This is a genomic window from Allomuricauda sp. M10 (assembly GCF_020782875.1).
GTDB lineage: Bacteria > Bacteroidota > Bacteroidia > Flavobacteriales > Flavobacteriaceae > Flagellimonas.
On record NZ_JAJGBN010000003.1, the window covers coordinates 425,200 to 450,520 of the forward strand.

A 25,321-nucleotide genomic window follows, 5' to 3' on the forward strand; every position below is an offset into this window, starting at 1 on the left:
ACATTGAGATATGTGTTTGGCTATTCCTGGTAAATTATTGGAGATCACTTCAGAACTGGATGAAACCTTCCGCATGGGCAAAGTGTCTTTTGGAGGAGTAAAAAAGGAAGTGAGCCTGGCATTGGTACCTGAGGCCAAGGTAGATGATTATGTCATGGTGCATGTTGGTGCTGCCATCAGTGTTGTGGATGAGGAAGAGGCCAAAAAAACCTTTGAGGTTTTGTCCCAACTGGGCGAATTGCAAGATCTGAATCCTCCGCCTGAAAATAACCCATAACCCTTTACAGATGCCTTATTTTGAGCTTAAGAAAGATGAGGTTTCTTTTCCTCCCGCGTATTTTGCGGATATAGATGGTTTGTTGGCCGTTGGGGGCACCATGTCCGTGGAACGCTTGCTGTTGGCCTATAACAGCGGTATCTATTATTGGCATTATCCCCTAAAACACATCAAATGGTGGTCACCTGACCCAAGGATTGTGTTAAAGCCGGATTCCTTTGTAAAATCCAATTCTCAGCAGGAAAGCTTATTTAAAGATTTTGATATACAGGTAGATGCGCATTTTGAAGAAGTCCTTCGGGGATGCCAAAGTGTGTTCAATATTCAAGATCGGATGGACAATAATTGGTTATCCGAGCGGATGATCCGTTTGTTTATGGAATTGCACCAAAAAGGTTATGCTCACTCCATTGAAGTATGGCAAAATAATGACTTGGTAGGGGGATTGTTCGGTATAGCCATAGGAAAACTGTTTTTCGGGGAATACGTGTTCGCTAAAGTAGAACGTGCGGATGAAGCGGCCATGATTTATTTGATAGAAAAACTCAAAGACCAGAATTTTGATTTGATCGACATGCAAAAGGAATCCTTTTTGATTCCTGGTTTTGAATATGATGAAATGCCCAGATTGGAATATGTGGACCTGTGCAAAGAAAATGCCCGATTACATCCTGAAGATTGCCAAGATTTTTAATTGTAAAAAGCAAAATAATGAACCTATCCTTTGAAGAACAGTTACAGCATGCCAATGTGCTTTTGCAGGAAAATGATCTGGAGAAGTCCATTGAAATTTATTTGGAAGCACTTCAGCTGGCCCGAAACGACCAGGAAAGACTCCATTTATATAGTGTTTTGGGCAAATTGTACCAAAAAATGAAGAATCCCAAAGAAGCATTGACGGCTTTTGAAAAGGCCTTGTCATTTTGCAATGAGGAGATTTGTAATCTGGTGGAGAAAGCATTGTTGCTGAACAATTTGGCGGCCATTTATGTGGATTGGGACAGGGCAAAGGCCATCGAGAATTATAAAGCAGCATCTGAAATATTTTCATACCAAATGGAAGAGGGAAAAGTGGAGTTCATGCCACATTTTGCCAACACCCAATTGGCGCTTGCAGAGGTCTACAACAAAAAGAATGATTATTATTTTGCCAAAAAGCATTACAAGGAAGCTATTAAATATTACGAACATTTGGCCGAAAGTACGTATCAAGGGTTACGTGCCAGTGCACATTATCAACTGGGAAATATTTATACGGAGGAATTCTATGAGTTCGATGCCAAAATGCAATATCTGAAAGCCCTTTCCCTATATGAAGATTTGGTCAAAGGCGGTGAAAATGCAGTTAGACCACATTTGGCTGCAGTGCTCAATAATTTAGGAGTTACGTTCAATGCGATGGGCGAACCGGAAAAGGCTTTGGAATATTATGACAAAGCTTTGGCGGAATATGAGATTTTAACGAAGGAGGCCTTTGACGTCTTTCAACCTTATGTGGCGGCCAGCTGTAACAGTATGGGTATCGTTCATTCCGAATTGAAGCAACTAGACGGGGCAATAAATTTTGTTTCAAAAGCGGTTGAAATATATAATGATTTAGCTGATAAACGTCCCCAAGAATTTACACATTACCTGGCCACTGGACTGCATAACTTGGGATTGTTCCATTTTGAATTGAAACACAGGCACAAGGCAGCAGAGTATTTTCATCAAGCCTTGGAATTACGAAAAAGATTGGCTGCTGAACAACCAGAAAATTTTGATCCGGATTATTGTGCCACAGCTTTGAACCTTGTGGAACTGTACCAAGCCGAATTGGAGGAAAAGGTTGATTTTATTTATCGGGAAAAAGCCCTTTCCCTGCTTACTGATGTGGAAAAAAGGTTGAGCCAATATGAAGACCACAGACCGGTGATCAAAAACATGAAGGGTGATTGTACATTTTATACAGCCTATTTCAATGCAGTGGACGAGGAACAGTTGGACTTGAATCTGGTTTATTCAATAATCAAAAGCCTAAACGAAGAAATTGATAGTACCATAGATCCTATGGAGAAGTTGGTGTATCAAAAAGAAATTAAGTCGCTCCTCAACTCAAAATCAGAACAATACACACAAAATAGTAGATTACAAATGGAACTGGCCATTGCCTGTTCCAATTTGGGATGGCTGTATTTGAGGACAAAGCAGTATGATCAATCTATGGAGGTTTTACAAGATGCTCCCCAACTTCCAAATCCGCTGTGGTCCTTAAAATGTAATCTGGCCCATACCTATCTTTTAAAAGATGAATGGGAAAAAGCGCAAACCCTTTATGCTGAATTAAGAAATCGGGTTAATGGTGAGGGAAAATCTTTCCAGGAAATTATCTTGAACGACCTGAATGTTTTGGAAAGTGATGGTATTGATCACCCAAATTTTATTCAGATAAAATCCCTGTTCACCTAAAAACAATTTATCAAAAAAAGGAACCGACCAAGAAGTGTTTTCCAATTCGGAAAGATCACTTTTTGACCGGTTCCCATTACATATGAAAAAGGTATCGTTTTCTCTATTGATCAGATGAACAACAATTGTGTTCCCTCTTGATCGGCCCTACTGTAGAAATCGCCGATGGTAAGGATGCCATCCAGTTCATCAATGAGGTCTTCTTTTTCCAAGTGGAACATGTCCACTGCCAATTTACAGGCCCAAAGCTTGCATCCGGAATCGGAGAGGATTTCCAAGAACTCACCTACGGGGGGCATGTCCAATTTTTCCATTTCTTTCTTCATCATGTTGGATGCGAAAGCTTCTACTCCAGGTAATCCACCTAACATGGTGGGCATGTGCATGGCAGGGTTTCCTACCGTTGCCACGTGGAGGTGCTCCAATTTTTTCTTTTGAATGGCTTCCAATCCAAAGAAGGTGAAAAATATTTCTGATTCAATGCCTTCCATTCTTGCTCCGTTGGCCATAACAAATGCCGCATAGACATTTTCCAAAGTAGCTTTGGAGAGGATAAAGAGCATTTTTTTGACTTTTGTTTGACTCATGACCTTACATTTTAGGGTTCGTTCAACTTGGTTAAATACAGCTTTTTGGTTTTGGAACACCAGCGATCATAGTGGCTTTTTTCAATGGGCCGCCTGGGAACAGATCGTAAAATGCCTTAATATCTATTACACCACTTTTTTTGATGCCCCTGATGGACAAAGGTTCTTCTTCTTTGAACTTTTGTTGGATGTAGTCTATGATGGCCCAGTGTTTATCGGTCATTTCAATGCCTTGTTCTTTGGCTATCTCTGTGCCAATTTCTTTGTTCCATTGGGAAAAATCGGTTAGATATCCTTCTGGGTCCACGGAAATTGTTGCATGTGCTAATGTCTTGTCCATTTTGATAGATTTTTATGGTTTATATGCTTTTTGATTCTTCAAATTTTTTGCCTTTTTCACTCATGGTTGCCGATACGAAGGGGATATGGATTCCCTTGATCAGCATGTTCCAGTAGATCCACCTGAAGGCCAATTTGCCCATGTGGTTCATTCTACTTTCCTTAAGTAAGTTCAAAGGACCTACTCCGGGGAAGGGGAAGGTTCCTTCAACAGGTTCATGGGTGTAGTTGAAATCAATCAACAACGCTTTGCCATCACCAGTTTCAATAAAACAGTTGGCGTGACCATCGAACTCTTCTTTTAAAGGTTCCCCGTTGATGTACCTCATGATGTTCTCTGTCAAGATCTCTGCCTCAAAGTGGGCCACGGAACCCGCTTTGGATGCTGGTAGGTTGGTGGCATCGCCCAAGGCAAAAATGTTTTCATAATCCTCGGTCTGCAAGGTGGCCTTGTTGGTAGGTACATAGTTAAGGTCGTCTCCCATACCGGAGCGTGCGATCAACGCATCCCCCATGTTGGTGGGAACAGTTACCAGAATGTCATAAGGAACTTCAGTATCAGCATAGTCGATGATCTTGTTGTTCTCATAATCCACCCGTTCTATGTTAAAGTCGGTAACCTCAGTAATGTTCTTATCGGTCAACAAGTGGTGAAGGGCGGCAGTGGCTTTGGGCTTGGTAAAAGCACCTCCCAAAGGGGTCACAAAAGTGATGTCCACTTTGTCGCGCATGCCTTTGTTTTTGAAATAGGAATCGGCCAAGAAGGCAAATTCCAATGGGGCAACGGGACATTTGATTGGCATTTCGGTGATATGGACCACCAATTTTCCACCTTCCCACTCCCTGAATTTATCACGTAGGGCCTTTGCACCTTCATAGGTGTAGAAATCAAAGACGCTCTTGTGCCATTCGGGACCTTTCATGCCCTCGACTTCTTCGGGGGCAATTTTGGTACCGGTGGCAATGATCAAAATATCATATGGGAGTTCATCGCCTTTTTCCAACAAGACTTTGTTTTCTTGGGGCTTGATCAATTCAATCTTCTCTTGAATATAATCAACACCTTTGGGAATAAACTTGGAACCTTTCTTTTTTACTTGGTCCGTAGTGTATATATCAAAGGGCAAAAACAAGAACCCTGGTTGATAGTAGTGAGTCTTGTACTGGTCTACAATTGTAATTTTCCATTCGTTATGGGGAAGCTTGTGTACCAGATGGTTTGCCATCATGGTTCCTGCTGTTCCCGCACCCAATATGACCAAATTTTTCATGATTTCTAGATTGTGTGATTTACTGATGTAAAAGTACTTAAAGCCCCTGCGAGCAATTATGACAATTATCAGTTTTTGGCCTAAAGTTGTGTAACTTAGGTTACATAAGACATTATTAATCAATAAGATATGATTTGGTTTTAAGCAATTTACAAGGAATTGGAGGTCCTCCGAAAGGATAATGCAAGTGGAAAGAATTTGTACCCTAAATAGTTTTTTTCAATAAAATTGAAAGGAAAGTATCTCTCCTAGGACTAAATTTTCCATATCACCTCATTTAATGTTGAAATAATGGGAAAAAGAAAACTGATTTTAGGACTTTTCATGTTGATGGGAGCACTAACCTTTTCACAAAGTATAGACTACAATACCAAAAAAGGATATGCAGCCAATGGGTACGACGTGGTTTCCTATTTTGATGGAAAGGCCATAGAAGGCTTAAAAGAATTTACTGCCGCCTATGATGGGGTGAACTACAAATTTGCAAATGCATCCCATTTAGAAAAATTCAAAGCGGATCCCAAGGCTTTCCTTCCCGAGTATGGTGGATATTGTGCCTATGCGGTTGCTGTTTCGGGTAAAAAGGTAAGTGTGAACCCGAAAACCTTTGAAATTCGGGATGGCAAGTTGTACCTGTTCTACAATTCAGGAAGTACGAACACCTTGGCACTTTGGCTCAAAGAGTCGCCGGAAAACCTTCAAAATAAAGCCGATACCAATTGGCAAAAAATAAAGAATAACTAATTTTTGATGGAACGACCCACTAAAAAGCTTGGGGTATTCAAGACAGTAAATGTGGAGTTGGCAACCTTATACCTTGGATTTTCTTTCTATCTTATGTTCCAATTCATCAAAAAACTAAATTCAATCAAACTCTAATGACCCTATTCAAATCTTCTTTGGATACCCTTGAACAATTCAAGCAGGTACTGTTGGGATTGCCCAAGGATTGTTACGCTCAGTCGTGCAACGTACTTTCCAATTCCAGTATTGGGCAACACACCCGTCATATCATTGAACTGTACCTCTGTTTGTTGCAAGGTTATGATACCGCCGATGTGTCATACGACCGCAGAAAGCGTGACCTTCAAATTGAACAGGACCTTTCTTTTGCCATCCAACAACTGGAATTTATTCAAGCACAATTGGATCGCCCGAACAAATCCATTAAGATCAGTTATGAATTGGCCGGTTGCGAAACCTGTTTGGATTCCAATTATTTTAGGGAAGTCATGTACAATCTGGAGCATACCATTCATCATCAGGCTTTGATCAAAGTGGGTATTGAGCATTTTACTAGTTTGCAACTCCCGGAATCCTTCGGTGTGGCACCTTCTACCATGCAATACAGGGAAACATGTGCACAGTAAGTTTCATATCAAAGGGAAATACCTATTACATTACTTCCAATAGGGATGAACATGTTTCCAGACCAATTTCACATGTTCCCAAGGAAGAGACCATTGGTTCATTGAAACAGTTGTTTCCCAAAGATCCCAAAGCTGGTGGAACTTGGTTTACCGTGAATGAATTTGGAGCTGTGGGAGTATTATTGAATGGTGCCTTTGTGCGACATACCCCGCAAGGAAATTATGCGAGGAGTAGGGGATTGATACTTTTGGAGGTGCTTGCTTCCAAAAACCCTGTTGTGGTGTTGGAACAAATAGATCTATATCAAATCGAACCCTTTACCTTAGTGTTGTTCACTTCTCAATTGTTGGAATTTCGTTGGGATGGAACACAAAAATATTTTAGGCCTTTGGATAAGGCGCAAAACCACATTTGGTCCTCCGCCACACTTTATCAACATGAAGTGATGGAACATAGAGCGAAGTTATTTTCCCAATTTGTAGAGGGAAATGACCAAATCAGTGCCAAGGACGTGATGGCTTTTCATTCCAACAACCATAATGATTATGAGAACGGATTTGTAATCGACCGCGAAACCGGATTGAAGACCTTTAGCGTTACCCAAGTGGTGTTGCATGAGGACGAAATTCTGATGCGGCATGCCGATTTGCTCAACGATAGCATTTATGAGGTTCCGTTTTCCTCCCGTCAATTATTGGTATAAAAACGATGGATTCCCTCAAACTTACCTGGCACAGGATTACCCATTGGGAGTATTGGCCCTTTTGGCTCGTATACTATCCTATGTTCCCGGTTTGGTTGTACTATTCCTTTAAGGCTAGATCTATTTTCTTTTTCAATGCGGCCAATCCAACTATGAAAAATGGCGGCATGGCCATGGAATCCAAAATGGTGATCTATAATATGATCCCACAGCAATACATCCCAAAGACGGTTTATGTTCCAAAGGAACAATCTCCAGAATTGGCTTTGGGAAAGGTATTGTCCTCGGATATTGGTTTTCCCTTTATAGCCAAACCCGATATGGGCATGAAGGCATTTGGGGTGGAGAAAATTCACAATAAGGACGAATTCAAGAGCTATGTGTCATGGAGTCCATCCAATTTTTTGGTGCAGGAGCTTATTCCCTACCAGAAAGAGGTAGGTATTTTTTATATCCGCAAACCAGGGGAGGAACAAGGTACCATTACGGGAATCGTTTCGAAGGAATTCTTGTCTGTTAAAGGCGATGGTAAAAGCACCTTGTTGCAACTCATCAAGAAAAATCCAAGGAGCCACTTACAGTTAAAACCCCTCCGGAAGAAATTCGGTGAGCGACTGAACGAGGTGCTTTCTGAAGGGGAGGATTTGATCTTGGTACCTTACGGCAGCCATACGCGGGGTGCCAAATTTGTGGATATCAGTCATCGCATCAATGAAGACTTAACACGGACAATACATGCCATCTGCGGGCAAATGGAGGATTTTCATTATGGTCGATTGGATGTGCTATACAATACTTTTGAGGAGCTGTGCGAAGGGAAAAATTTTAAGGTGATTGAGATTAACGGAACAGGAGGGGAGGCCACCCATATTTATGATCCCAAACACTCCATTTTCTGGGCCTGGAAAGAAGTGGCCAGGCACTGGGGTTTACTGAACGAGATCAGTATTTTGAACCATCAAAAGGGACATTCTTACCTAAGTTTTAAGGATGGTAGGGCCATGCTCAAACAAAACGGGCAGAACCAAGCTCGTATACGCATGAGTTTCCACTAGTTTTCCATCAAACCCAACAACTGTTCTTCCGCACCTTGTCCGGGTCTATCGGCATATCTATTTACCAACTTCCCTTCTGGATTATAGATCAAATAATGGGGTATAGTCTCAATTCCAAGCTCTTCGATGACCTTTGATACATTGCCATTTTCAATAAAATAATTTTGGCTATCTATGATTCCGTCCTTCTCCATGGCTTTTCCCCAAAGTTCTTTTTTGTCGTAGGAACTGATGTAAATGAACTCTACATTCTTATTTGCCAAACGCTTTTTCATGGTTATGGAGGCTGGCATGTTTTCCCTACAAGGTCGGCACCAACTAGCCCAAAAATCAATATAGAGCCATTTGCCAAGATTCTTTTTCAGCATGTTTGAATAGGTGGTGGTATCACTTTGGATATTGGTTAGGATCAAGGTGTTCGATTTGCTGAAATCCAGTTTGTATTTTTTCTGGAAGGCATTCAATTTTTCTGGATTGGTGGTGTTTTGTTGGAGCTTTTTAAAATAATTTTCCTTGTCCTTTACTTTGAAATTTTGTCCAATTCCCTCATAAGTTTTGAACAACAAATGGTTTTTTGCGGTTTGGTTCAGGCGATTATCGGCCAAGATAGAATCGAAACGGATGCGTGAATCGATATAGGAACCTCCCGACCCGCCATGATTTTCCGTAATCAAGTTGAGATCATACTTAGTGATTTGGTCCAAATAATCTCGGAAAAATGAAAAGGTCATGAGGGAATCTGTTTTGTACAGATCAAAGGAAACTGGTGGTTCCATCTGGTCATCACCAAGCAAGGATTGATTTACTTTTAACCAATCGGCAATCGGTTTCATGGTTTTATGGGTCTCCATCAACATGTCCAATGCATCTTTTCGATATTTATAGTGCTCATCTGACAAAATATTGGATTGATAAAGGGAATCCAAATAAGCCATTTCCCTATCAAAATCAATTTTTGCCAATTGATAATAATGAACCGAACGTTCATCGAAACTTGCAATACCATCATCATGGGCAAGCATATTCCCTAATAAAATGAGGCTGTGACTGGTGTATTTGTTGTCAAAGAGTTCAGCTAGTCGATGTTTGTTATAGTTTAATTCCCAATCATTTACGGTTCTGTTCGTAATCTTTGCTTCAGGGATAAGATGGTTATAGGTAAACAGTACAGTATCTCCTTTTTTTACCAAAAAGGTTTCTTTGATGGAAGTGAAAAAGTTTTGGGTAGCTAACTCCAAAAACTCTGAGTATGTTTCAACGATCAAAGTGTCATTGGTGTTCGGTTTGGGAATCCAAAGTTTTTCATTGTTCATGTGATCTAAATAGGAAAAACCCCTATTCGGGTGGATGGCTCTGGGTCCGGAGCTGTCCTTTACCGATTTTCCAACACTATCCTGGGCCATGAGATGCACATATTCGGCAGGGGCATCAATGGATATCAGAACCACTTGGTTGGGTTTGATGAGCGGCGTATCCAATATAGGTAGCTCCTTTTTGCAGGAAGATAAAAAGACCGTTATAGTAAAAACGATAATGGAGAAAAAACTCTTGTTAAACATTGAAAATGAGAGGTTTCCTTAAAAATAGGAATATTTGGAGGAAAAAAGATTGAAGTGATCAAAGGATTTCCTTAATGTAGTCTTTCATAGACTCCGGGGTGCTGACGGGCGCAAAGCGTTTTACCGGAGTTCCCTGTTTATCCACCACAAATTTGGTGAAGTTCCATTTAATGGCACTGCCCAACAATCCCTTTAGTTCAGATTTAAGGTACTTAAAAATGGGATGGGTGTTTTTGCCATTCACTTCGATTTTGGCAAACATAGGGAAGCTCACACCGTAATTCAATTGGCAAAATTCTTCGATTTCGTCCGCAGTTCCTGGTTCTTGATTCCCGAACTGGTTGCAAGGAAACCCCAAGATAACCAACCCTTGATCTTTGTAGGTTTCGTACAGTTTTTCCAATCCTTCATATTGTGGGGTCAGCCCACACTTACTGGCCGTATTCACCACAATTACGGTTTTACCCTTGTAGGTTGACATGGATTTCAAGGTGCCATCCAAACGTTCTGCTTCAAAGTCGTAAAAGGTCATGGTTCAAGAATTTAGCTTCCTAAAGTTAAGCATTCTTTTACGCTTATTGCCTTTTTTGAAGAATTGCCTGCATGATTATCGGTGCATGGATACGGGAATTTTCAATGAACCATTTATGGGTTTCCATCCCTCCACAGATTACTCCCGCCAAGAAAAGTCCTGGAATATTGGTCTCCATAGTTTCTGGGTCATAAGTAGGCAATCGCTTTTCGTCATCCGAAAGGGTAATCCCTAATTTTTCCAAAAATTCGAAGTTGGGCATATAACCCGTCAACGCCAACACAAAGTCGTTGTCTAACGACACATCTCCATCGGGAGTGTTTATAATGATATCGTTTGGAGTGATTTCCTTTACGGTTGCATGGTAATAAGCCTTAATGCTGCCTTCCTCGATCCGGTTGATAATATCCGGTCTCACCCAATATTTAACCCTTTGACCCACTTCAGGCCCGCGAATGATCAAGGTTACCTGGGCCCCTTTTCGCCAGCATTCCAAAGCCGCATCAATGGCGGAATTGCTAGCACCGATCACAGCCACCTTTTGGCCTGCATAAAAATGGGGGTCGTTGTAGTAATGGGAAACCTTGGGCAAATCTTCACCAGGTACATTCATTTTGTTGGGGAGATCATAAAATCCGGTGGCCACCACCACATTTTTGGCGCGATACTGGTTTTTATTGGATTCCACGAAAAAGAAATCCGCTTGTTTTTCCACCTTCAACACCGTTTCAAACAGCTGGATGTTCAATTGGTTGGAGGTCACGATTCTTCTATAGTATTCCAAGGCCTCGCTACGTTTGGGCTTGGCTTCCTTGCTGATAAAAGGAATTTCATCGATTTCCAATTTTTCTGAAGAGGAGAAAAATTGCATGTTCACAGGATAATTGAAAAGGGAATTTACAATAGGTCCCTTCTCGATGATGATGTAGCTCAAGCCCTGTTTTTTTGCCTCCAATCCACAGGCAATACCAATGGGTCCGCCTCCGATAATGGCAACATCAAATTCCTGCATTATGCTATGGCTTCTTTTAATTGTTTGATGGTTTCTGTAGGTTGTTCACTTTTGAACACAAAACTACCGGCTACCAAGGCATCCGCCCCGTGGTCGATCAACTTTTTTGCATTGCCAGCATTTACCCCGCCATCAATTTCGATCAAGGCACTGGAATTTTTCCTTTCGATCAAATTTTTAAGGTCCTTTACCTTTTGATAGGTGTTCTCAATAAAGGATTGACCTCCAAAACCAGGGTTTACACTCATCACGATCACAATATCGATATCTTGGATCGTATCTTCCAAAAGATTGATGGAGGTATGGGGGTTTAGGGCTACACCCGCCTTCATCCCTTCGGCCTTTATAGCTTGTAAAGTGCGATGTAAATGTGGACATGCCTCATAATGTACGGTAAGGTGATGTACACCAAGGTCCGCAAAGGTTTTGATGTAGCGGTCCGGATCTACAATCATCAAATGGGTGTCCAACGGTTTTTTTGCATGTTTAGCAATGGCTTCCACAACGGGCATTCCAAAGGAAATGTTGGGGACAAAAACACCATCCATGATATCCAAATGAAACCAATCGGCCTCACTTTGGTTCACCATTTCTATTTCATGTTGGAGATTGGCAAAGTCAGATGCCAATAGGGAAGGTGCTATGATTTTTTTGCTCATGAGTGGACCAAAATTGTTCCATACAAAGGTAGTGAAATGTTAAATCAATATCCTGTTTTGAAGTGGAGCTTACCTTAATTTCCCGTTGTTTCCATAGAAACCGGCCCATAAACAGCGTCTCTGAACTTTTTGTGCAACGTTCCATTGAAGGGAAATATCTGAACAAAGAAAACAGCAGTAAGCTTATTTATCGGGTCTACCCAAAAGAGGGTACTTGCAGCCCCATCCCAGAAAAACTCACCGACAACCCCATTGTTCTCCTTTGTTGAGACAGGTGGTCTCAACCTGACGGCAAAGTCTATCCCAAATCCCATCTGTCCTTTACTGGGCAACCAAGACCGATCTTTGATGTTTTCGTCCAGATGGTTTGTGGCCATCAACTCTACGGTCTCGGGTTCAAGAATTTTTACGCCGTTCAATGATCCTTTGTTTACCAGCATCTGGGCAAATGTCATGTAATCGTCTAAGGTTGAGGTCAGGCCCCATCCGCCTGGTGTAAGTTTCCATTTTCCATAATTGTATGCGTGGGATTTCTGGTCATCTTGTTGGTCCAAAAAACCCAGATTATCATGGGAATAGGTTGCCGACATTCTTTTTCGGTCAGATTTAGGTACAAAATATCGGGTTTCCTTCATGTTTAAGGGGCCCAGTACATGCTCTTGCAGGTATTCCGCATAGGGTTGGCCAGAAATGCGTTCCACCAGAAAAGCCTGTATATCAACGGATGGGCCATACTCCCATTTTTCTTCTGGTTGAAACCATAGGGGAACCCTTCCCAACCTTGCGGCCATTTGGTCCAGATCGTTTTCCCAGTTAAAAGGGTCTGCAAGGCGAAGGGCCGTACTCAATCTTGGAATATCATTTCTAGTTGTGAAACCACCTGTATGCCTTGTAATATCCCTGATGGTAACGGGTCGTTTGATAGGCTCCAGAATCATTTTTCCGGTGGAATCCACACCTTTGTACACCTGCATGTTAGCAAACTCTGGTGCATATTTTTCCAAAGGGTCGTCCAACTTGAACTTTCCCTTCTCGTGCAAGCTCATCAACGCAGTTCCTGTTATTGGCTTGGTCATGGAGTAGATCTGTACCAAGGTATTGCGCTCCATAGGTTTTCGTTTCTGTAGGTCGGCATATCCAAAAGCATTGTAATAAACTTCTTTTCCTTTTTCATAGATAAGTGCAGATACTCCGGCTACGTCCCTGTTGTCCACAAAGCTTTTAAGGGTAGAATCCAATCTTTTTATGGACTTTTCGGTTATAATCGATTGGGCGTTCTCTTGAGCTATGCCCATTTCTATTACCGAGAAGGCTATGAAAAAAAGGTGAAGTATTTGTTTCATGGTGTAAATGCAGTTGAATACCAGAAAGTTAACAAATAAAACGGATTTGAAAACTTTATTGAAAGATTTGGGTGAAGTTAGGAAAGGGGTAAAATGAAAAAACTCCGGTAATCAGCCGGAGTTTATTCATCAATCAAAAAACGAACAGTCATGATAAACTGTTATAGTGTCTAAATTACAACTTTCCTGCCAAAAATCAAATTTAAGGATAGTTTAACTGTAATTTATTTGGTCAAATTAACATATTATCCCAAATATGTCTTTAAAATCTTACTTCTTGAGGTGTGTTTTAGGCGACGGATGGCTTTTTCCTTGATTTGACGAACCCTCTCCCTGGTTAGGTCAAAAGTTTCACCGATTTCTTCCAAAGTCATGGAATGTTGTCCTGCCAATCCAAAATAAAGCCTGATAACATCTGCCTCACGAGGGGTCAAGGTCTCCAAGGCACGCTCAATTTCAGTACGAAGTGATTCGTGCAAAAGTTCCCTGTCCGGGTTAGGGGATTCCCCACTACGCAATACGTCGTAAAGGTTAGAATCCTCACCATCGATCAAAGGTGCATCCATGGATACGTGACGCCCTGAATTTTTCAAGGATTGCTTCACATCTTCCACGGTCATGTCCAATTCTTTGGCAATTTCCTCTGCAGATGGGGTACGCTCGTGTGCTTGCTCCAAGAAAGCAAAGGTTTTGTTGATCTTGTTGATGGAACCGATCTTGTTCAACGGCAAACGAACGATACGGGATTGTTCGGCCAATGCCTGAAGAATGGATTGACGGATCCACCAAACTGCGTAAGAAATAAATTTAAAACCTCGGGTTTCGTCAAAACGTTGTGCGGCCTTGATCAATCCCAAGTTACCCTCGTTGATCAAATCAGGAAGGGTCAAACCTTGGTTTTGGTATTGCTTGGCCACGGAAACAACGAACCTTAGGTTGGCTTTTGTCAATTTTTCCAGAGCTACCTGATCTCCCGCCTTAATCCGTTGTGCCAACTCCACCTCTTCATCAGCAGTGATCAAATCCACTTTACCGATTTCCTGCAAATACTTGTCCAACGATGCGGTTTCCCTATTGGTAACCTGTTTTGTAATTTTTAACTGTCTCATCTAAAAATTTCCCTTCAAATTAAATTTGTGAGCAGAAGCTCATTAGGTTATACGTTGAAAAAACCAAAAAGTTACAATTCGATAAAAATTATTTTCAAATTTTTTAAAATAAGAAAACCCTGGAACTGGTCCAGGGTTTCACTTTATTTTGAAGAATGGAATTAATCCCTTCTTGGCTTTCTGTCGCGGTCACCACCTCTACGGTCGTTACCTCTACGGTCACCGCCACCTCTGCGATCACCGCCACGATCACCACGATCTTCTCTTGGTGGTCTTTCCTTGTACCCTTCAGGTTTAGGTAACAACGCTTTTCTGGAAACTTTCTCCTTTTTGGTCTTAGGATCTATTCCGAAATATTTTACGTCGATTACGTCACCTAGGTTGACCACATCGGTTACATTTTCGGTTCGTTCCCATGCCAATTCGGATACGTGAAGCAACACTTCGTTTCCTGGGGCATCGATATATTCCACAACGGCACCAAATTCCAAGATTTTGATAACCTTCACTTCATAAGCACTACCTACTTCAGGCTTGAACAACAAGGAATCGATTTTTTTCAATACCATGTCAATACCTTCCTGATCGGTACCCAAGATTTCCACGATACCTTCTTCAGTATCAGGATCTTCATTGATAACGATTGTAGTCTTGGATTTTTTCTGAAGGTCTTGGATAACCTCTCCACCTTTACCGATAAGGGCACCGATAAATTCACCGGGAATGACTCTGGTAATGATTTTCGGAGCGTACGATTTCACTTCTGGTCTTGGCTCAGCAATAGTCTCTACCAATTTGCCCAAAATGTGCAATCTACCATCCCTTGCCTGCATCAAAGCCTTTACCAAAATTTCATAGGACAATCCTTTTACTTTGATGTCCATTTGGCAAGCCGTGATACCGTCAGCGGTACCGGTTACTTTAAAGTCCATATCACCCAAGTGGTCCTCATCACCCAAGATATCGGAAAGCACGGCATATTTACCGGTTTCGGTATCGGTGATCAATCCCATAGCAATACCTGAAACAGGTTTTTGCAATTGTACACCGGCATCCATCAAGGCCATGGTACCCGCACAAACGGTTGCCATGGATGAAGATCCGTTGGATTCCAAGATTTCGGAAACCACACGCACGGTATAAGGACAATCCGCAGGGATCATACCTTTCAAGGCACGTTGTGCCAAGTTACCGTGACCTACTTCCCTACGTGATGTACCACGAATGGGTCTTGCTTCACCAGTGGAGAAAGGAGGGAAGTTATAGTGCAAATAGAATGTTTCTTCACCTTCGTAAGATGGCATGTCAATTTGGTTGGCTTCCCTTGAAGTACCCAAAGTTACCGTTGCCAAAGCTTGGGTTTCCCCACGGGTAAAGATAGATGAACCGTGAACGGATGGTAAATAATCGATCTCGCACCAGATAGGACGAATATCGGTAGTTTTACGACCATCCAAACGAAGTCCTTCTTCCAAAGTAAGGTTACGAACGGCTTCTTTTTCAGCTTTGTGGTAGTATTTGGATACCAATCCACCGATCTCTGCCAATTCCTCTTCAGAATAAGTGGCTTTGATCTCTTCTTTGATGGCAGCAAAAGCTTCACTGCGCTCATGTTTGGAAGATCCACCTTTTGCCACGGCATACACTTTATCGTAAGCCATGTTGTGGATTTTTTTCTTCAAATCCTCATCTTCAACCTCTGGTTCGTATTCCCTGGTCTCTTTTTTGCCGAAAGCTTCAGCCAATTTCACCTGGGCGGCACACTGAACCTTAATGGCATCATGGGCAAATTTGATGGCTTCCACCATTTCCTCTTCGGAAATTTCACCCATTTCACCTTCCACCATCATCACAGAATCTTCAGAAGCACCGATAACCATATCGATATCGGACTCTTTCAATTGAGCCATGGTCGGGTTGATGATCAATTCACCGTTCACCCTTCCTACGCGTACCTCGGAAATGGGGCACTCAAAAGGAATGTCTGACAATTGAATGGCAGCAGAAGCGGCCAAACCTGCCAAAGCATCGGGCATAACGTTTTCGTCGTGAGACATCAATTGGATCATCACCTGGGTTTCGGCGTGATAATCTTTTGGGAACAGAGGTCTCAACACCCTGTCCACCAAACGCATGGTCAAAACCTCGCCATCGCTAGGTCTGGCCTCACGTTTGAAGAATCCGCCTGGGTAACGCCCAGCAGCGGCAAATTTTTCGCGATAATCAACGGTAAGTGGCAAAAAGTCCACATCCGAAGCTTGATAATTGGAGACAACTGTACATAGCAACATACATTTGCCTGATTGGACTACAACAGAACCATGGGCTTGCTTAGCCAATTTTCCGGTTTCGATGGAAATCTCCCTACCGTCACCAAGGTCAATGACCTCTTTAAAAGTTTTTGGAATCATAAAAATTGTCTTACCCGCAAATAGCGCGGGTCGTTAAACATTTGGTCTACCGCCATCCGGGCGGCCGGGTTGTGTTGTTGTTGTGTTTGCCTCTCGGCACTGACCAATGAAAAACTATATGAAGCTTTTTGTGTTTGCCCGACCTGCATCGGGACTTGTCGTTGGAGCCCGTCCAACTAAAACAAAGGGGAAGCCAAAGCCTCCCCGTTATTATTATTTTCTGATACCTAATTCTTTAATCAAAGAACGGTATTTTTCAATATCCTTATTTTTAAGGTAATCCAAAAGACTACGTCTTTTACCTACCAAACGAACCAAGGAACGCTCGGTGTTGTAATCTTTGTGGTTCCTTTTAAGGTGTTCTGTCAAGTGGTTGATACGGTGTGTGAACAAAGCGATCTGTCCTTCCGTAGAACCTGTGTTGCCTTCTGAGCCGCCGTGTTTCTTGAAAATCTCGGCCTTTACTTCTTTGGTTAAATACATTCCAATATTATTTAAATGATTTTTATGTATTGATTGTCAGTTCCTTCGTCTCTCGAAGGACGCGCAATCAGCGTGCAAAGATAAGCCTTTTTTTGAAACTACGAATTTTAACAAGAAATTAAACCTTTTGCAAAAAGGGTGGTCAAAGAGCCAAACCTTTAAATTCAATCGTTATGAAAAAGAAAACTAAATCAATGATTTTGAATCCGTTTGCCCTATTTGTTTTGGGTGGACTTTTGCTGACCTTTTCCTCTTGTAGTGATGAAGCTGCCCAAACTGAAGACCTATCTTCCACCGAGGTGATTTCAGCAACTGAACTTAAGTACAGCGATGAAACGGAAATGATCTCGGAAGAAGTTTCCACCATTGCCGAAGACCTGTATGCCGCTGATGAAATTGCCAGTTTATCCAAGGGCGATTACCATTCCGATTATTTGCCTGAATGTGCTACTGTTACCGTGGTTGTCACCGATACCACCAAAGATGTTACCTTGGATTTTGGTGAAGGTTGCGAACTCCACAATGGGAATACCCTAAGCGGTATCATCCATATAAGCTATGCTTTGGATTTGGAGGCTGCATCCAACACCATTGAACTGACTTTGGAAAACTTTACCTTCAATGATGTGGCAGTAGAAGGTGCTTCGAACATTGTAAGGGTACGAAGCAATGAAAATGGAAATCCACAGGGTACCGCCAATGCTTCTTTTACGGCCACTTGGCCCAATGGTGATGTGGCTTCCTTTAACGGAACCCGCACTAGGGAATGGATCGAAGGATTTGGAACCGGTTTTTGGGGCGACAATGTTTTCTTGATCACAGGTAAAAGAACCTATGTGAGTAGGGCAGGCAATGAATTCATCAAGGAAATTACTACGCCATTGAGAAGGGAAATGTCTTGCCGTTTTATTGTGAGCGGAGTTTTGGATATTACCCGATTGGGCAATACGGTAAGTCTTGATTTTGGTGATGGCTCTTGTGATGCCATTGGAACCTTAACTTATCTTGATGGCACCCAAGAAGAAATTTTCCTCCGCAGATTTAAGAATTAAATGAAGAAATAAGTGTTGTCACATCGAGCGCAGTCGATATGTAAATGCATCAATTGAAAAAGAAAATAAAAAAGCCCCGGACTCGGGGCTTTTTTTATGCTCTAATGGGCTGGTTGGTGATCAAGTCGATATAAAGATTGACTTTCTTTTTCAGCTCACTGCGGTGTGCAATGAAATCCAAAAACCCATGTTCTTTCAAAAATTCCGCTGTTTGGAAACCTTCCGGAAGATCTTTTCCTGTTGTATCCTTCACTACCCTTGGTCCTGCAAATCCGATCAATGCTCCCGGTTCTGCAATATTGATATCTCCCAACATAGCATAGGAAGCGGTTGTTCCCCCAGTAGTTGGGTCGGTACATAAGGAAATGTAAGGAATCTGCGCTTCGGCCAATTGTGCCAATTTTGCAGAGGTTTTTGCCAACTGCATCAAAGACAAAGCGGCTTCCATCATACGGGCACCACCTGATTTTGAAATCATCAGGAAGGGGGCCTTTTTCTTTTTGGCTACATCAATGGCTCGAGAAATTTTTTCTCCTACCACACTACCCATGGAACCACCGATGAAGGCGAAATCCATACAGGCAACCACAAGGTCTTGCCCCATTGACTTACCAACGGCACACCTTACGGCATCTTTTAAACCGGTCTTTTGCTCAGCGGCCCTTAAGCGATCTGAGTACTTTTTGGTATCCACAAATTTTAAAGGATCCTTGGAGGTCATGTTGGCATCGAACTCACGGAACTTGTTGTCATCAAAAAGAATCTCAAAATATTCCTTACTGCCAATACGAACGTGGTAATCGTCTTCTGGACTAACGTAAAAATTTTTGGCGAGATCTTCGGATTCTACAATTTTACCGGTTGGGGATTTATACCATAATCCCTTTGGGGTGTCCTTTTTTTCCTCGGTTGCGGTCTGTATTCCTTTTTCCTTTCTTTTAAACCAAGACGACATGCAATCAAATTTAAGTTAAACGAAGGGTTTACAAGGTATTTACATTGTTCAGGTCTTCAAAAGCCTTCTTCAAACGTGCGATGAAAGTCTTTTCACCTTCACGAAGCCAAACTCTTGGATCGTAATATTTTTTGTTGGGTTGGTCGTCTCCCTCAGGATTTCCGATTTGGCCTTGTAGGTAAGCGGATTTGCCTTGAACATAATCCCTAACGCCTTCCAAAAATGCATATTGAAGATCGGTGTCGATGTTCATTTTGATTACCCCATAACCAATAGCTTCCCTAATCTCTTCCAAAGTAGAACCGGATCCACCGTGGAAAACAAAATCGATATGATTGTGCTCCACACCGTATTTATTGGAAATATATTCTTGGGAGTTTCTCAAGATTTTTGGGGTCAACTTCACGTTACCCGGTTTGTAAACCCCGTGCACGTTACCGAAAGCGGCCGCAATGGTAAAACGTGGGCTTACTTTAGAAAGTTCCTCGTAAGCATAGGCCACTTCTTCAGGTTGGGTGTACAATTTGGAATCGTCCACATCGGAGTTATCCACACCATCTTCCTCGCCACCGGTGATACCCAATTCAATTTCCAAGGTCATGCCCATCTTGCTCATGCGCTCCAAATAGCCCTTGCAGATTTCAATGTTTTCTTCAAGAGGTTCTTCGGATAGGTCGATCATATGCGAGCTGAACAATGGTTTGCCCGTAGCTTTGAAGTTTTCCTCGCTGGCATCCAAAAGGCCATCGATCCAAGGCAACAGTTTTTTGGCACAGTGGTCAGTATGCAAAATTACGGTAGCACCATAGGCCTCGGCCAATTGGTGTATATGTTTTGCTCCGGCAATACCACCAAGGATGGCAGCCTTCTGTCCTTCATTTGAAAGTCCTTTACCGGCATTGAATTGTGCACCCCCGTTAGAAAATTGGATGATTACGGGAGAGTTCAAAGAGGCTGCGGTTTCCATTACGGCATTGATGGTGTCCGAACCGATCACATTTACCGCGGGAAGGGCATATCCGTTTTCTTTTGCGTGCTTAAAAATTGCTTGTACTTCATCGCCGGTGGCAACGCCCGGCTTGATATTGTGGGACATAGTTATAGATGGTTTCGAATTAAAATAGAGGACAAAAGTAATAAAATATTTGCTCTAGAAAGGATAATTGATCCCGATATTGAACACGGCGTTTCCGAGGTTATAGCCATTGAACCAGCGATCTGATCCCACTTTTGCGGGATTGTAGGTTTTGAAGCCCACATCTAGTCGGAAGACAAAATAGGTGAAGTCATACCGCAGACCAAGCCCTGTACCCAAGGCAATATCGGCCAAGGATGAAAAACCTGTGAAAATGGCATCGGGGTTGTTTTCATTGTCAAATACGTTCCAAATGTTCCCGGCATCTGCAAAAAGGGCACCCTTTACATCCCCTGCAATGGGAAACCTGTATTCCAAGTTGAAGGCCAGTTTCAGGTTAGCTTCATTAAAGTCGTTGATGTTGTCCGTTTTACCGGGGCCCAATTCGTAAGCGTTCCAGGCCCTGTTGTCATTGGATCCCCCGGCAAAGTAACTCCTAACGAACGGAATACTGTTCGAGTTTCCGTAAGGGACGGCCATCCCGAAGAAGCTCCTAAAAGCCAACACTTGCGATCCACCAATGTCCCAATGTCGGATATAATCCAATTCCGATTTCACATATTGTGAAAAGGGTACGCCGAAAACCAACAATTGATTGTTATCGTTCTTGTTGTAAGGAACCGCATTGGCAATCAGGGACAGCATGCCACCCGCACTTTCAAACTTGATGCGGTACTGATAAAAGTCGTTATCGTTGATGTCCGATTTGCTGTTCTTGGTATGGGTAAAGTTACTGGCGAAAATGAGGTTGTTCTCCGTCAATCGCCTTCTTCGTTCCTCAATGCTGTTTACTTCGTCTAGTTCATCGGCTGTAACGGGAATCTCATTGTTCAATACCGCCTGAACAAAGGCATTGGCACCATCAGGTATATCCAAGCGGAGGGGGTCTGTTGAATCGTCCACGCTTTTAAAATAATCGGCATACGCTGGGTCATCCTGAAATTGATCGGCAATGTCATCTAAATTGGAAAACGTATTTCGGTATACATTATAAAAGTTGTCCGGGTTTACGTTTCGAACAAATTCGACATTCAATAGCTCAAAGTTGTTTTTCAACCTATCCGAAGGAGTCCAGTTATAGGATAAAATAGAGTTAAGGGATTGTTTGTCCAGACCAATGTTCTTTTGAAAATTAGTACCTGCCGACAACCTACTTTGGGGCAACATGTAGTATGGAATTATTTTTTCGGTGCTAAAGGGCAACCAAATCCTTGGGAAGGTGATGTTGATATCCCCACCAAGCTCTGAGGTGAAGGTTTCGTTGGAAAGGGAGGCATCACTCAAAAGACCAATGGATCCCCTGGCCGATACGTTCAAAGTTTCTGCACCACCGAACACGTTTCGGGTAATCACGGAGGTACTGAACGCCGTTCCAACCTGTTGGATGTTGGAATGAGTCACATCAAAGTTCATGTTCAGCGAAAACTTCTTTTTGGCTGCCAAATACACATTGGTGGTCAATTCGGTTTGGGAAGAATCCGGAATAAATTCGATGTTGGGATACTTAAAAGTATTCAGGTTGGTAATCTGTCTGTAGGTTCTTATGCGGTCCAAATCCCGGTATACACTATCCTTTTCAAAAAATATGGCATCGGTGAGTGCTTTGGGGCTGTACCTCAATTTGTTGGCGTAGTGAATGACGAAATTGTCGTACTCCAACGTTTTTAAAGAATCGGTGTCGCCATTTATATCGTAATCCGCATAAATATTCACCTGTTTGTGTCTGGCTACCCTATATGGACTGTTGGCATCAGTACTATCCGTGGCGCTTCTGAATTTTTTAATATTGAGTTGTACCTCCATCAATTGGTCGTCGGCAGCTAAAGTGGTATCCCTTAAAATGTCATAATTAATAGAGCTTTCCTGAAAATTATAGACCCCGGAGTTTCGGAACAAAGTAGTCAGTCGTTCCCGTTCCAAGGTGAAATTTTGAAGGTCGAACTGCTCTCCTTTTTTTACAAAACTTCGCTTTGAGGTCACGTTGTAAATGGAATCCAATTCAGGGGAAGTAATGTTTTTTTGGACCGTGTCAATGATATACGGATTGTTCAGGGTGATGTTATAAGCTACCTGCGCTCGTTTTTTTCGGGAGCTTTCCACAATTTCATAATCGCCGTAATTGTTGAAGTACCCCTTGCTGTTATAATAGGCCTCCATCCGGTTCAAGGATTTGTTGGTCAAAGCAGTATCAATGACCACTGGGGGCTCGCCAACTCTTTTTAGAAATTCACTGGCACCTTTTACGATAAAAGATTCCTGTAACCTGCTGACTTGTTTTTTGGAGAGTAGATTATTGAGTCGTTTTTCACGTTTGTCCTTTCTGTGCAGCCAATCCTGAAAAGAAGAATCCGGATTTTCCTTGGCCATGTTGTACAGGTTCAAACGCAGGGGATATCCGAGAACGCTGCTATTGGGTTTTTGGTCGATGAGGCCTTTGATCTCGCTATCGGTCACCTTTTCATCATCTACATAAATGGTGTTCTTGGTGAGCAGCAATTCATCATCCCCCACCTTTTTAAGTGTATTGCAACCCGAAATGCTTACCATAAGCAACAATAATCCTATTTTTGCCCAGTTGCACATTAGACTTAAAGAACCCCTCATAGACGCCAAAAATACACGATTTAGATGGTTACAAAAAACCAAATTAAACTAGTTGTAAGCCTAAAGCAAAAAAAGTACCGATCTCAACACGGACTCTTTGTGGTTGAGGGTGAAAAGTTGATAAAAGAGTTGCTACGAGAGGGATTAAGGCCTTTCAAAATTTTTGTGGCATCTGGCCATCATTTCAGCGGATTTGGTGAAGTGGACCAAATTTCCACGGCGGATTTAAAACAAATGAGCAGTTTGAAACAACCCAATGGCGTTTTGGGAGTTTTTTATATGCCCGAAGTGCACCAAAACGAAATTTCTGATTGGGTGGTTGTTTTGGATGCCGTTCGGGATCCTGGCAATTTGGGAACGATCATACGATTGTGCGACTGGTTCGGGATCAAACAATTAATATGTTCCGAAGATACCGTGGATTGCTTCAACCCAAAAGTACTTCAGGCCACCATGGGGTCCATTGCCAGAGTGAACATTGTGTACACGGATTTGACTACTTACATCAAAAAATCGGGGTTGCCTGTTTTTGGAGCTTTTATGGACGGTACATCCATCTATACCCAAAAAATGCCCGAAAAAGGTGTGCTGGTCATGGGCAATGAGGCCAATGGTATTTCCAAGGAGATATCAGCATTGGTCACCGAACGTATTTCCATTCCACAATTTGGTGAACCAACGGCCGAAAGCCTAAATGTGGCCACAGCTACTGCGATTCTTCTAAACGAGATCAGGAGGTAATCAGATTATTGGATAATTAGATTCTTGGATTTTCGGACGTCTAAATATCTAACAATCTGGTAATCCAATAATCTAATTTATTCAAACGTAAAGTTGATGAAAATGCCACGGGTACGCATGGCGTTGATGTTGCCCGTCCAAGGACTGTTGGGGTCGTTATCGGGAACAAGTTCGTTGGTCAACGCGAACACGCCGCGAATGGATGGCGTAAATTTGAAGTACTCGGTATATAAATCGATTCCGAAACCCAGTTCGTAACCGTACACATTTTTCTTCATCCGGAACTCGCCACTGCTGTTATCGTCCAAACTGTCTTCCTTGCTGCCCAAGTTGATGGCCGCATACACCCCACCTTCAATAAAAGGTTTCCAGTTGCCAATCCTACGGGTACTGGCCTTCAATAATAACGGAAAACGAATGTATGTGGATCGTACTTCGCGTATGGCATCAGCCTCTGTGGTAAATCCTGGGAAGCCCAAAGTTCTTGCCGTATATAACAACCCGGGCTCAAAGCGGGTGTCCAAAAATTCATTGATATTAAGCTCCCCGATCAAACCCACATTAAAACCAATGCTTTTGTCGACCAAGATGTCCTTGCCAATATCATTTTTGTACTCAAACTGAAAATCATATTGGTTGAAACCGAGGTAATAACCCCAGTTCAATAGTCGCTTGTCCTCATTCTGAAGATTGAGTATGGGTTCTTTGCCAAATTGCGCAATGGACTTAGGGCCTGTCAATACCAAGAGCCCAAATAGGATGAGGATGTTTTTCATTAATCTACTTTGTGGCGACATAGATGGTGGCTACACCCAATGTCTGGGGTTTGTTCTCTATTCCTATAAACCCAATTTTGTCCAAAATATTGTTGAAGGCTTTTCCATGAGGGAAAACAGATGCCGATTCACTCAAATATTGATACGCAGATCGGTCTTTGGAAAAGATTTTACCTATAGTTGGCATGATGTATTTGGTATAGATGCGATACCCTTGCTTTACGGGTGTTTTGGTTGGTACGGAAGTTTCCAGAACGAGTAGGTGTCCACCAGGTTTCAATACCCTTCGGATTTCATCCAGACCTTTTTCCAGATTTTCAAAATTACGGACGCCGAATGCCACGGTCACGGCATCGAAGGTGTTGTCGTCAAAAGGAAGGTTTTCACTATCACCAACCACCATTTCAATAGTATCCTGAAGATTTTTTTTGGAGACTTTTACCTTTCCAACCTCAAGCATTCCGGGAGATAGATCAAGTCCGACTATTTTTTTTGCTCCCGTTTGAGCAAGGGCAATGGCAAGGTCGCCGGTTCCGGTTGCAATATCCAAGATGTTTTGGGGATGTTCTTCTTTGAGGAAGGCCACAATCCGTTTTCTCCATTTCACATCGGTACCGAAAGAAATTACCCTATTTAGGCCATCATAACTGCCCGAAATATTATCGAACATTTGTTTAACCTGTTCCTTCTTTCCAAGTTCCGATTCCTTGTAGGGCAATACTTTTTTAGACATCTTTACAATTTGGTCGCAAATATACAACTTAGCAATATGGAAGGCAGACAAAAATATTTGTGTAATTTTGCCCCTTAAGTGGCTGATCCATTCCGTATTTGGTTAAGAGTATGTCACTTAGACTACGTTTACTATTCTATTATTCATTTGTGTGGTACCAATTGGA

General features: G+C 42.3%; 25 protein-coding genes. 9 read left to right on the plus strand and 16 right to left on the minus strand.

The features are described 5' to 3' along the window. Window positions 1-10 precede the first annotated feature (10 nt). From LKX84_RS10865 to LKX84_RS10875, 3 genes are read left to right on the plus strand one after another with little or no spacing between them, the layout of a single operon-like run. Entirely contained in the window at window positions 11-277 is a 267-nt protein-coding gene (locus tag LKX84_RS10865; protein WP_228237186.1) for a HypC/HybG/HupF family hydrogenase formation chaperone, read from the plus strand. A 10-nt stretch (window positions 278-287) separates the two neighbouring features. Beyond that, window positions 288-971: a leucyl/phenylalanyl-tRNA--protein transferase gene (locus LKX84_RS10870; RefSeq protein WP_228237187.1), complete on the plus strand. Its 684-nt coding sequence runs from the start codon at window positions 288-290 to the stop codon at window positions 969-971. A 17-nt stretch (window positions 972-988) separates the two neighbouring features. After that, the gene (locus LKX84_RS10875; RefSeq protein WP_228237188.1) at window positions 989-2,725 is read left to right on the plus strand and encodes a tetratricopeptide repeat protein; all 1,737 of its coding nucleotides are present in this window, start codon (window positions 989-991) and stop codon (window positions 2,723-2,725) included. A 110-nt stretch (window positions 2,726-2,835) separates the two neighbouring features. On the opposite strand, the gene LKX84_RS10880 is transcribed toward LKX84_RS10875, so the two are convergent. The 3 genes from LKX84_RS10880 to LKX84_RS10890 are packed head-to-tail and all read right to left on the minus strand — an operon-like array spanning window position 2,836 to window position 4,922. Then, window positions 2,836-3,312, minus strand: coding sequence for a DsrE/DsrF/DrsH-like family protein (locus LKX84_RS10880; RefSeq protein ID WP_228237189.1), 477 nt, complete (start codon window positions 3,310-3,312; stop codon window positions 2,836-2,838). A gap of 31 nt (window positions 3,313-3,343) precedes the next feature. Continuing rightward, the gene (locus LKX84_RS10885) at window positions 3,344-3,652 is read right to left on the minus strand and encodes a TusE/DsrC/DsvC family sulfur relay protein (protein ID WP_228237190.1); all 309 of its coding nucleotides are present in this window, start codon (window positions 3,650-3,652) and stop codon (window positions 3,344-3,346) included. A 19-nt stretch (window positions 3,653-3,671) separates the two neighbouring features. Continuing rightward, a complete protein-coding gene (locus LKX84_RS10890) occupies window positions 3,672-4,922 on the minus strand; it encodes an NAD(P)/FAD-dependent oxidoreductase (RefSeq protein WP_228237191.1) in 1,251 nt (416 codons plus the stop codon). Between the two features lie 291 nt (window positions 4,923-5,213). Here LKX84_RS10890 and LKX84_RS10895 point away from each other — a divergent pair, with 291 nt between their 5' ends. From LKX84_RS10895 to LKX84_RS10910, 4 genes are all read left to right on the plus strand, one after another. Next, window positions 5,214-5,666 (plus strand): YHS domain-containing (seleno)protein, encoded by a 453-nt coding sequence (locus tag LKX84_RS10895; RefSeq protein ID WP_228237192.1) that lies wholly within the window; start codon window positions 5,214-5,216, stop codon window positions 5,664-5,666. A 134-nt stretch (window positions 5,667-5,800) separates the two neighbouring features. Beyond that, window positions 5,801-6,292: a DinB family protein gene (locus LKX84_RS10900; protein ID WP_228237193.1), complete on the plus strand. Its 492-nt coding sequence runs from the start codon at window positions 5,801-5,803 to the stop codon at window positions 6,290-6,292. Next, a complete protein-coding gene (locus LKX84_RS10905; RefSeq protein WP_228237194.1) occupies window positions 6,280-6,996 on the plus strand; it encodes an NRDE family protein in 717 nt (238 codons plus the stop codon). The genes LKX84_RS10900 and LKX84_RS10905 overlap by 13 nt, the downstream gene beginning before the upstream one ends. A gap of 5 nt (window positions 6,997-7,001) precedes the next feature. Continuing rightward, window positions 7,002-8,051, plus strand: a complete 1,050-nt coding sequence (locus tag LKX84_RS10910; protein ID WP_228237195.1) for a D-alanine--D-alanine ligase — start codon at window positions 7,002-7,004, stop codon at window positions 8,049-8,051. On the opposite strand, the gene LKX84_RS10915 is transcribed toward LKX84_RS10910, so the two are convergent. From LKX84_RS10915 to rpsO, 8 genes are all read right to left on the minus strand, one after another. Further along, on the minus strand, window positions 8,048-9,610 hold the full coding sequence (locus tag LKX84_RS10915) for a TlpA family protein disulfide reductase (protein WP_228237196.1): 1,563 nt from the start codon (window positions 9,608-9,610) through the stop codon (window positions 8,048-8,050). The two genes, LKX84_RS10910 and LKX84_RS10915, sit on opposite strands and share 4 nt — an antisense overlap. A gap of 58 nt (window positions 9,611-9,668) precedes the next feature. Next, a complete protein-coding gene (locus tag LKX84_RS10920; RefSeq protein ID WP_228237197.1) occupies window positions 9,669-10,142 on the minus strand; it encodes a glutathione peroxidase in 474 nt (157 codons plus the stop codon). Between the two features lie 43 nt (window positions 10,143-10,185). After that, on the minus strand, window positions 10,186-11,154 hold the full coding sequence (locus LKX84_RS10925; RefSeq protein WP_228237198.1) for a YpdA family putative bacillithiol disulfide reductase: 969 nt from the start codon (window positions 11,152-11,154) through the stop codon (window positions 10,186-10,188). After that, complete coding sequence (gene rpe, locus LKX84_RS10930; RefSeq protein WP_228237199.1) at window positions 11,154-11,813, minus strand: ribulose-phosphate 3-epimerase; 660 nt, start codon at window positions 11,811-11,813, stop codon at window positions 11,154-11,156. The genes LKX84_RS10925 and rpe overlap by 1 nt, the downstream gene beginning before the upstream one ends. Window positions 11,814-11,887: 74 nt before the next feature. After that, a complete protein-coding gene (locus LKX84_RS10935) occupies window positions 11,888-13,156 on the minus strand; it encodes a serine hydrolase domain-containing protein (protein ID WP_228237200.1) in 1,269 nt (422 codons plus the stop codon). Window positions 13,157-13,401: 245 nt separating this feature from the next. Further along, window positions 13,402-14,265, minus strand: a complete 864-nt coding sequence (locus tag LKX84_RS10940; protein WP_119641932.1) for an RNA polymerase sigma factor RpoD/SigA — start codon at window positions 14,263-14,265, stop codon at window positions 13,402-13,404. 161 nt (window positions 14,266-14,426) lie between these two features. Further along, window positions 14,427-16,676, minus strand: a complete 2,250-nt coding sequence (locus tag LKX84_RS10945; RefSeq protein ID WP_228237201.1) for a polyribonucleotide nucleotidyltransferase — start codon at window positions 16,674-16,676, stop codon at window positions 14,427-14,429. A 213-nt stretch (window positions 16,677-16,889) separates the two neighbouring features. Further along, window positions 16,890-17,159, minus strand: a complete 270-nt coding sequence (gene rpsO, locus LKX84_RS10950) for a 30S ribosomal protein S15 (protein ID WP_119641935.1) — start codon at window positions 17,157-17,159, stop codon at window positions 16,890-16,892. Between the two features lie 173 nt (window positions 17,160-17,332). Here rpsO and LKX84_RS10955 point away from each other — a divergent pair, with 173 nt between their 5' ends. Then, window positions 17,333-18,211: a hypothetical protein gene (locus LKX84_RS10955; RefSeq protein ID WP_228237202.1), complete on the plus strand. Its 879-nt coding sequence runs from the start codon at window positions 17,333-17,335 to the stop codon at window positions 18,209-18,211. 94 nt (window positions 18,212-18,305) lie between these two features. Here LKX84_RS10955 and accD read toward each other — a convergent pair whose 3' ends face one another. Genes accD through LKX84_RS10970 form a run of 3 tightly spaced genes read right to left on the minus strand, consistent with a single transcriptional unit; the run spans window position 18,306 to window position 22,905 of the window. Beyond that, complete coding sequence (gene accD / locus LKX84_RS10960) at window positions 18,306-19,166, minus strand: acetyl-CoA carboxylase, carboxyltransferase subunit beta (protein ID WP_228237203.1); 861 nt, start codon at window positions 19,164-19,166, stop codon at window positions 18,306-18,308. A gap of 28 nt (window positions 19,167-19,194) precedes the next feature. Then, a complete protein-coding gene (fbaA, locus tag LKX84_RS10965) occupies window positions 19,195-20,262 on the minus strand; it encodes a class II fructose-bisphosphate aldolase (RefSeq protein WP_228237204.1) in 1,068 nt (355 codons plus the stop codon). Window positions 20,263-20,316: 54 nt separating this feature from the next. Further along, window positions 20,317-22,905, minus strand: coding sequence for a BamA/TamA family outer membrane protein (locus LKX84_RS10970; RefSeq protein WP_228237241.1), 2,589 nt, complete (start codon window positions 22,903-22,905; stop codon window positions 20,317-20,319). Between the two features lie 24 nt (window positions 22,906-22,929). On the opposite strand from LKX84_RS10970, the gene LKX84_RS10975 reads away from it, so the two are divergent. Further along, window positions 22,930-23,646: a TrmH family RNA methyltransferase gene (locus tag LKX84_RS10975; RefSeq protein ID WP_228237205.1), complete on the plus strand. Its 717-nt coding sequence runs from the start codon at window positions 22,930-22,932 to the stop codon at window positions 23,644-23,646. 77 nt (window positions 23,647-23,723) lie between these two features. Here LKX84_RS10975 and LKX84_RS10980 read toward each other — a convergent pair whose 3' ends face one another. Beyond that, on the minus strand, window positions 23,724-24,422 hold the full coding sequence (locus LKX84_RS10980; protein WP_228237206.1) for a porin family protein: 699 nt from the start codon (window positions 24,420-24,422) through the stop codon (window positions 23,724-23,726). A 4-nt stretch (window positions 24,423-24,426) separates the two neighbouring features. Beyond that, a complete protein-coding gene (ubiE, locus tag LKX84_RS10985) occupies window positions 24,427-25,212 on the minus strand; it encodes a bifunctional demethylmenaquinone methyltransferase/2-methoxy-6-polyprenyl-1,4-benzoquinol methylase UbiE (protein WP_410548878.1) in 786 nt (261 codons plus the stop codon). Between the last annotated feature and the right edge of the window lie 109 nt (window positions 25,213-25,321).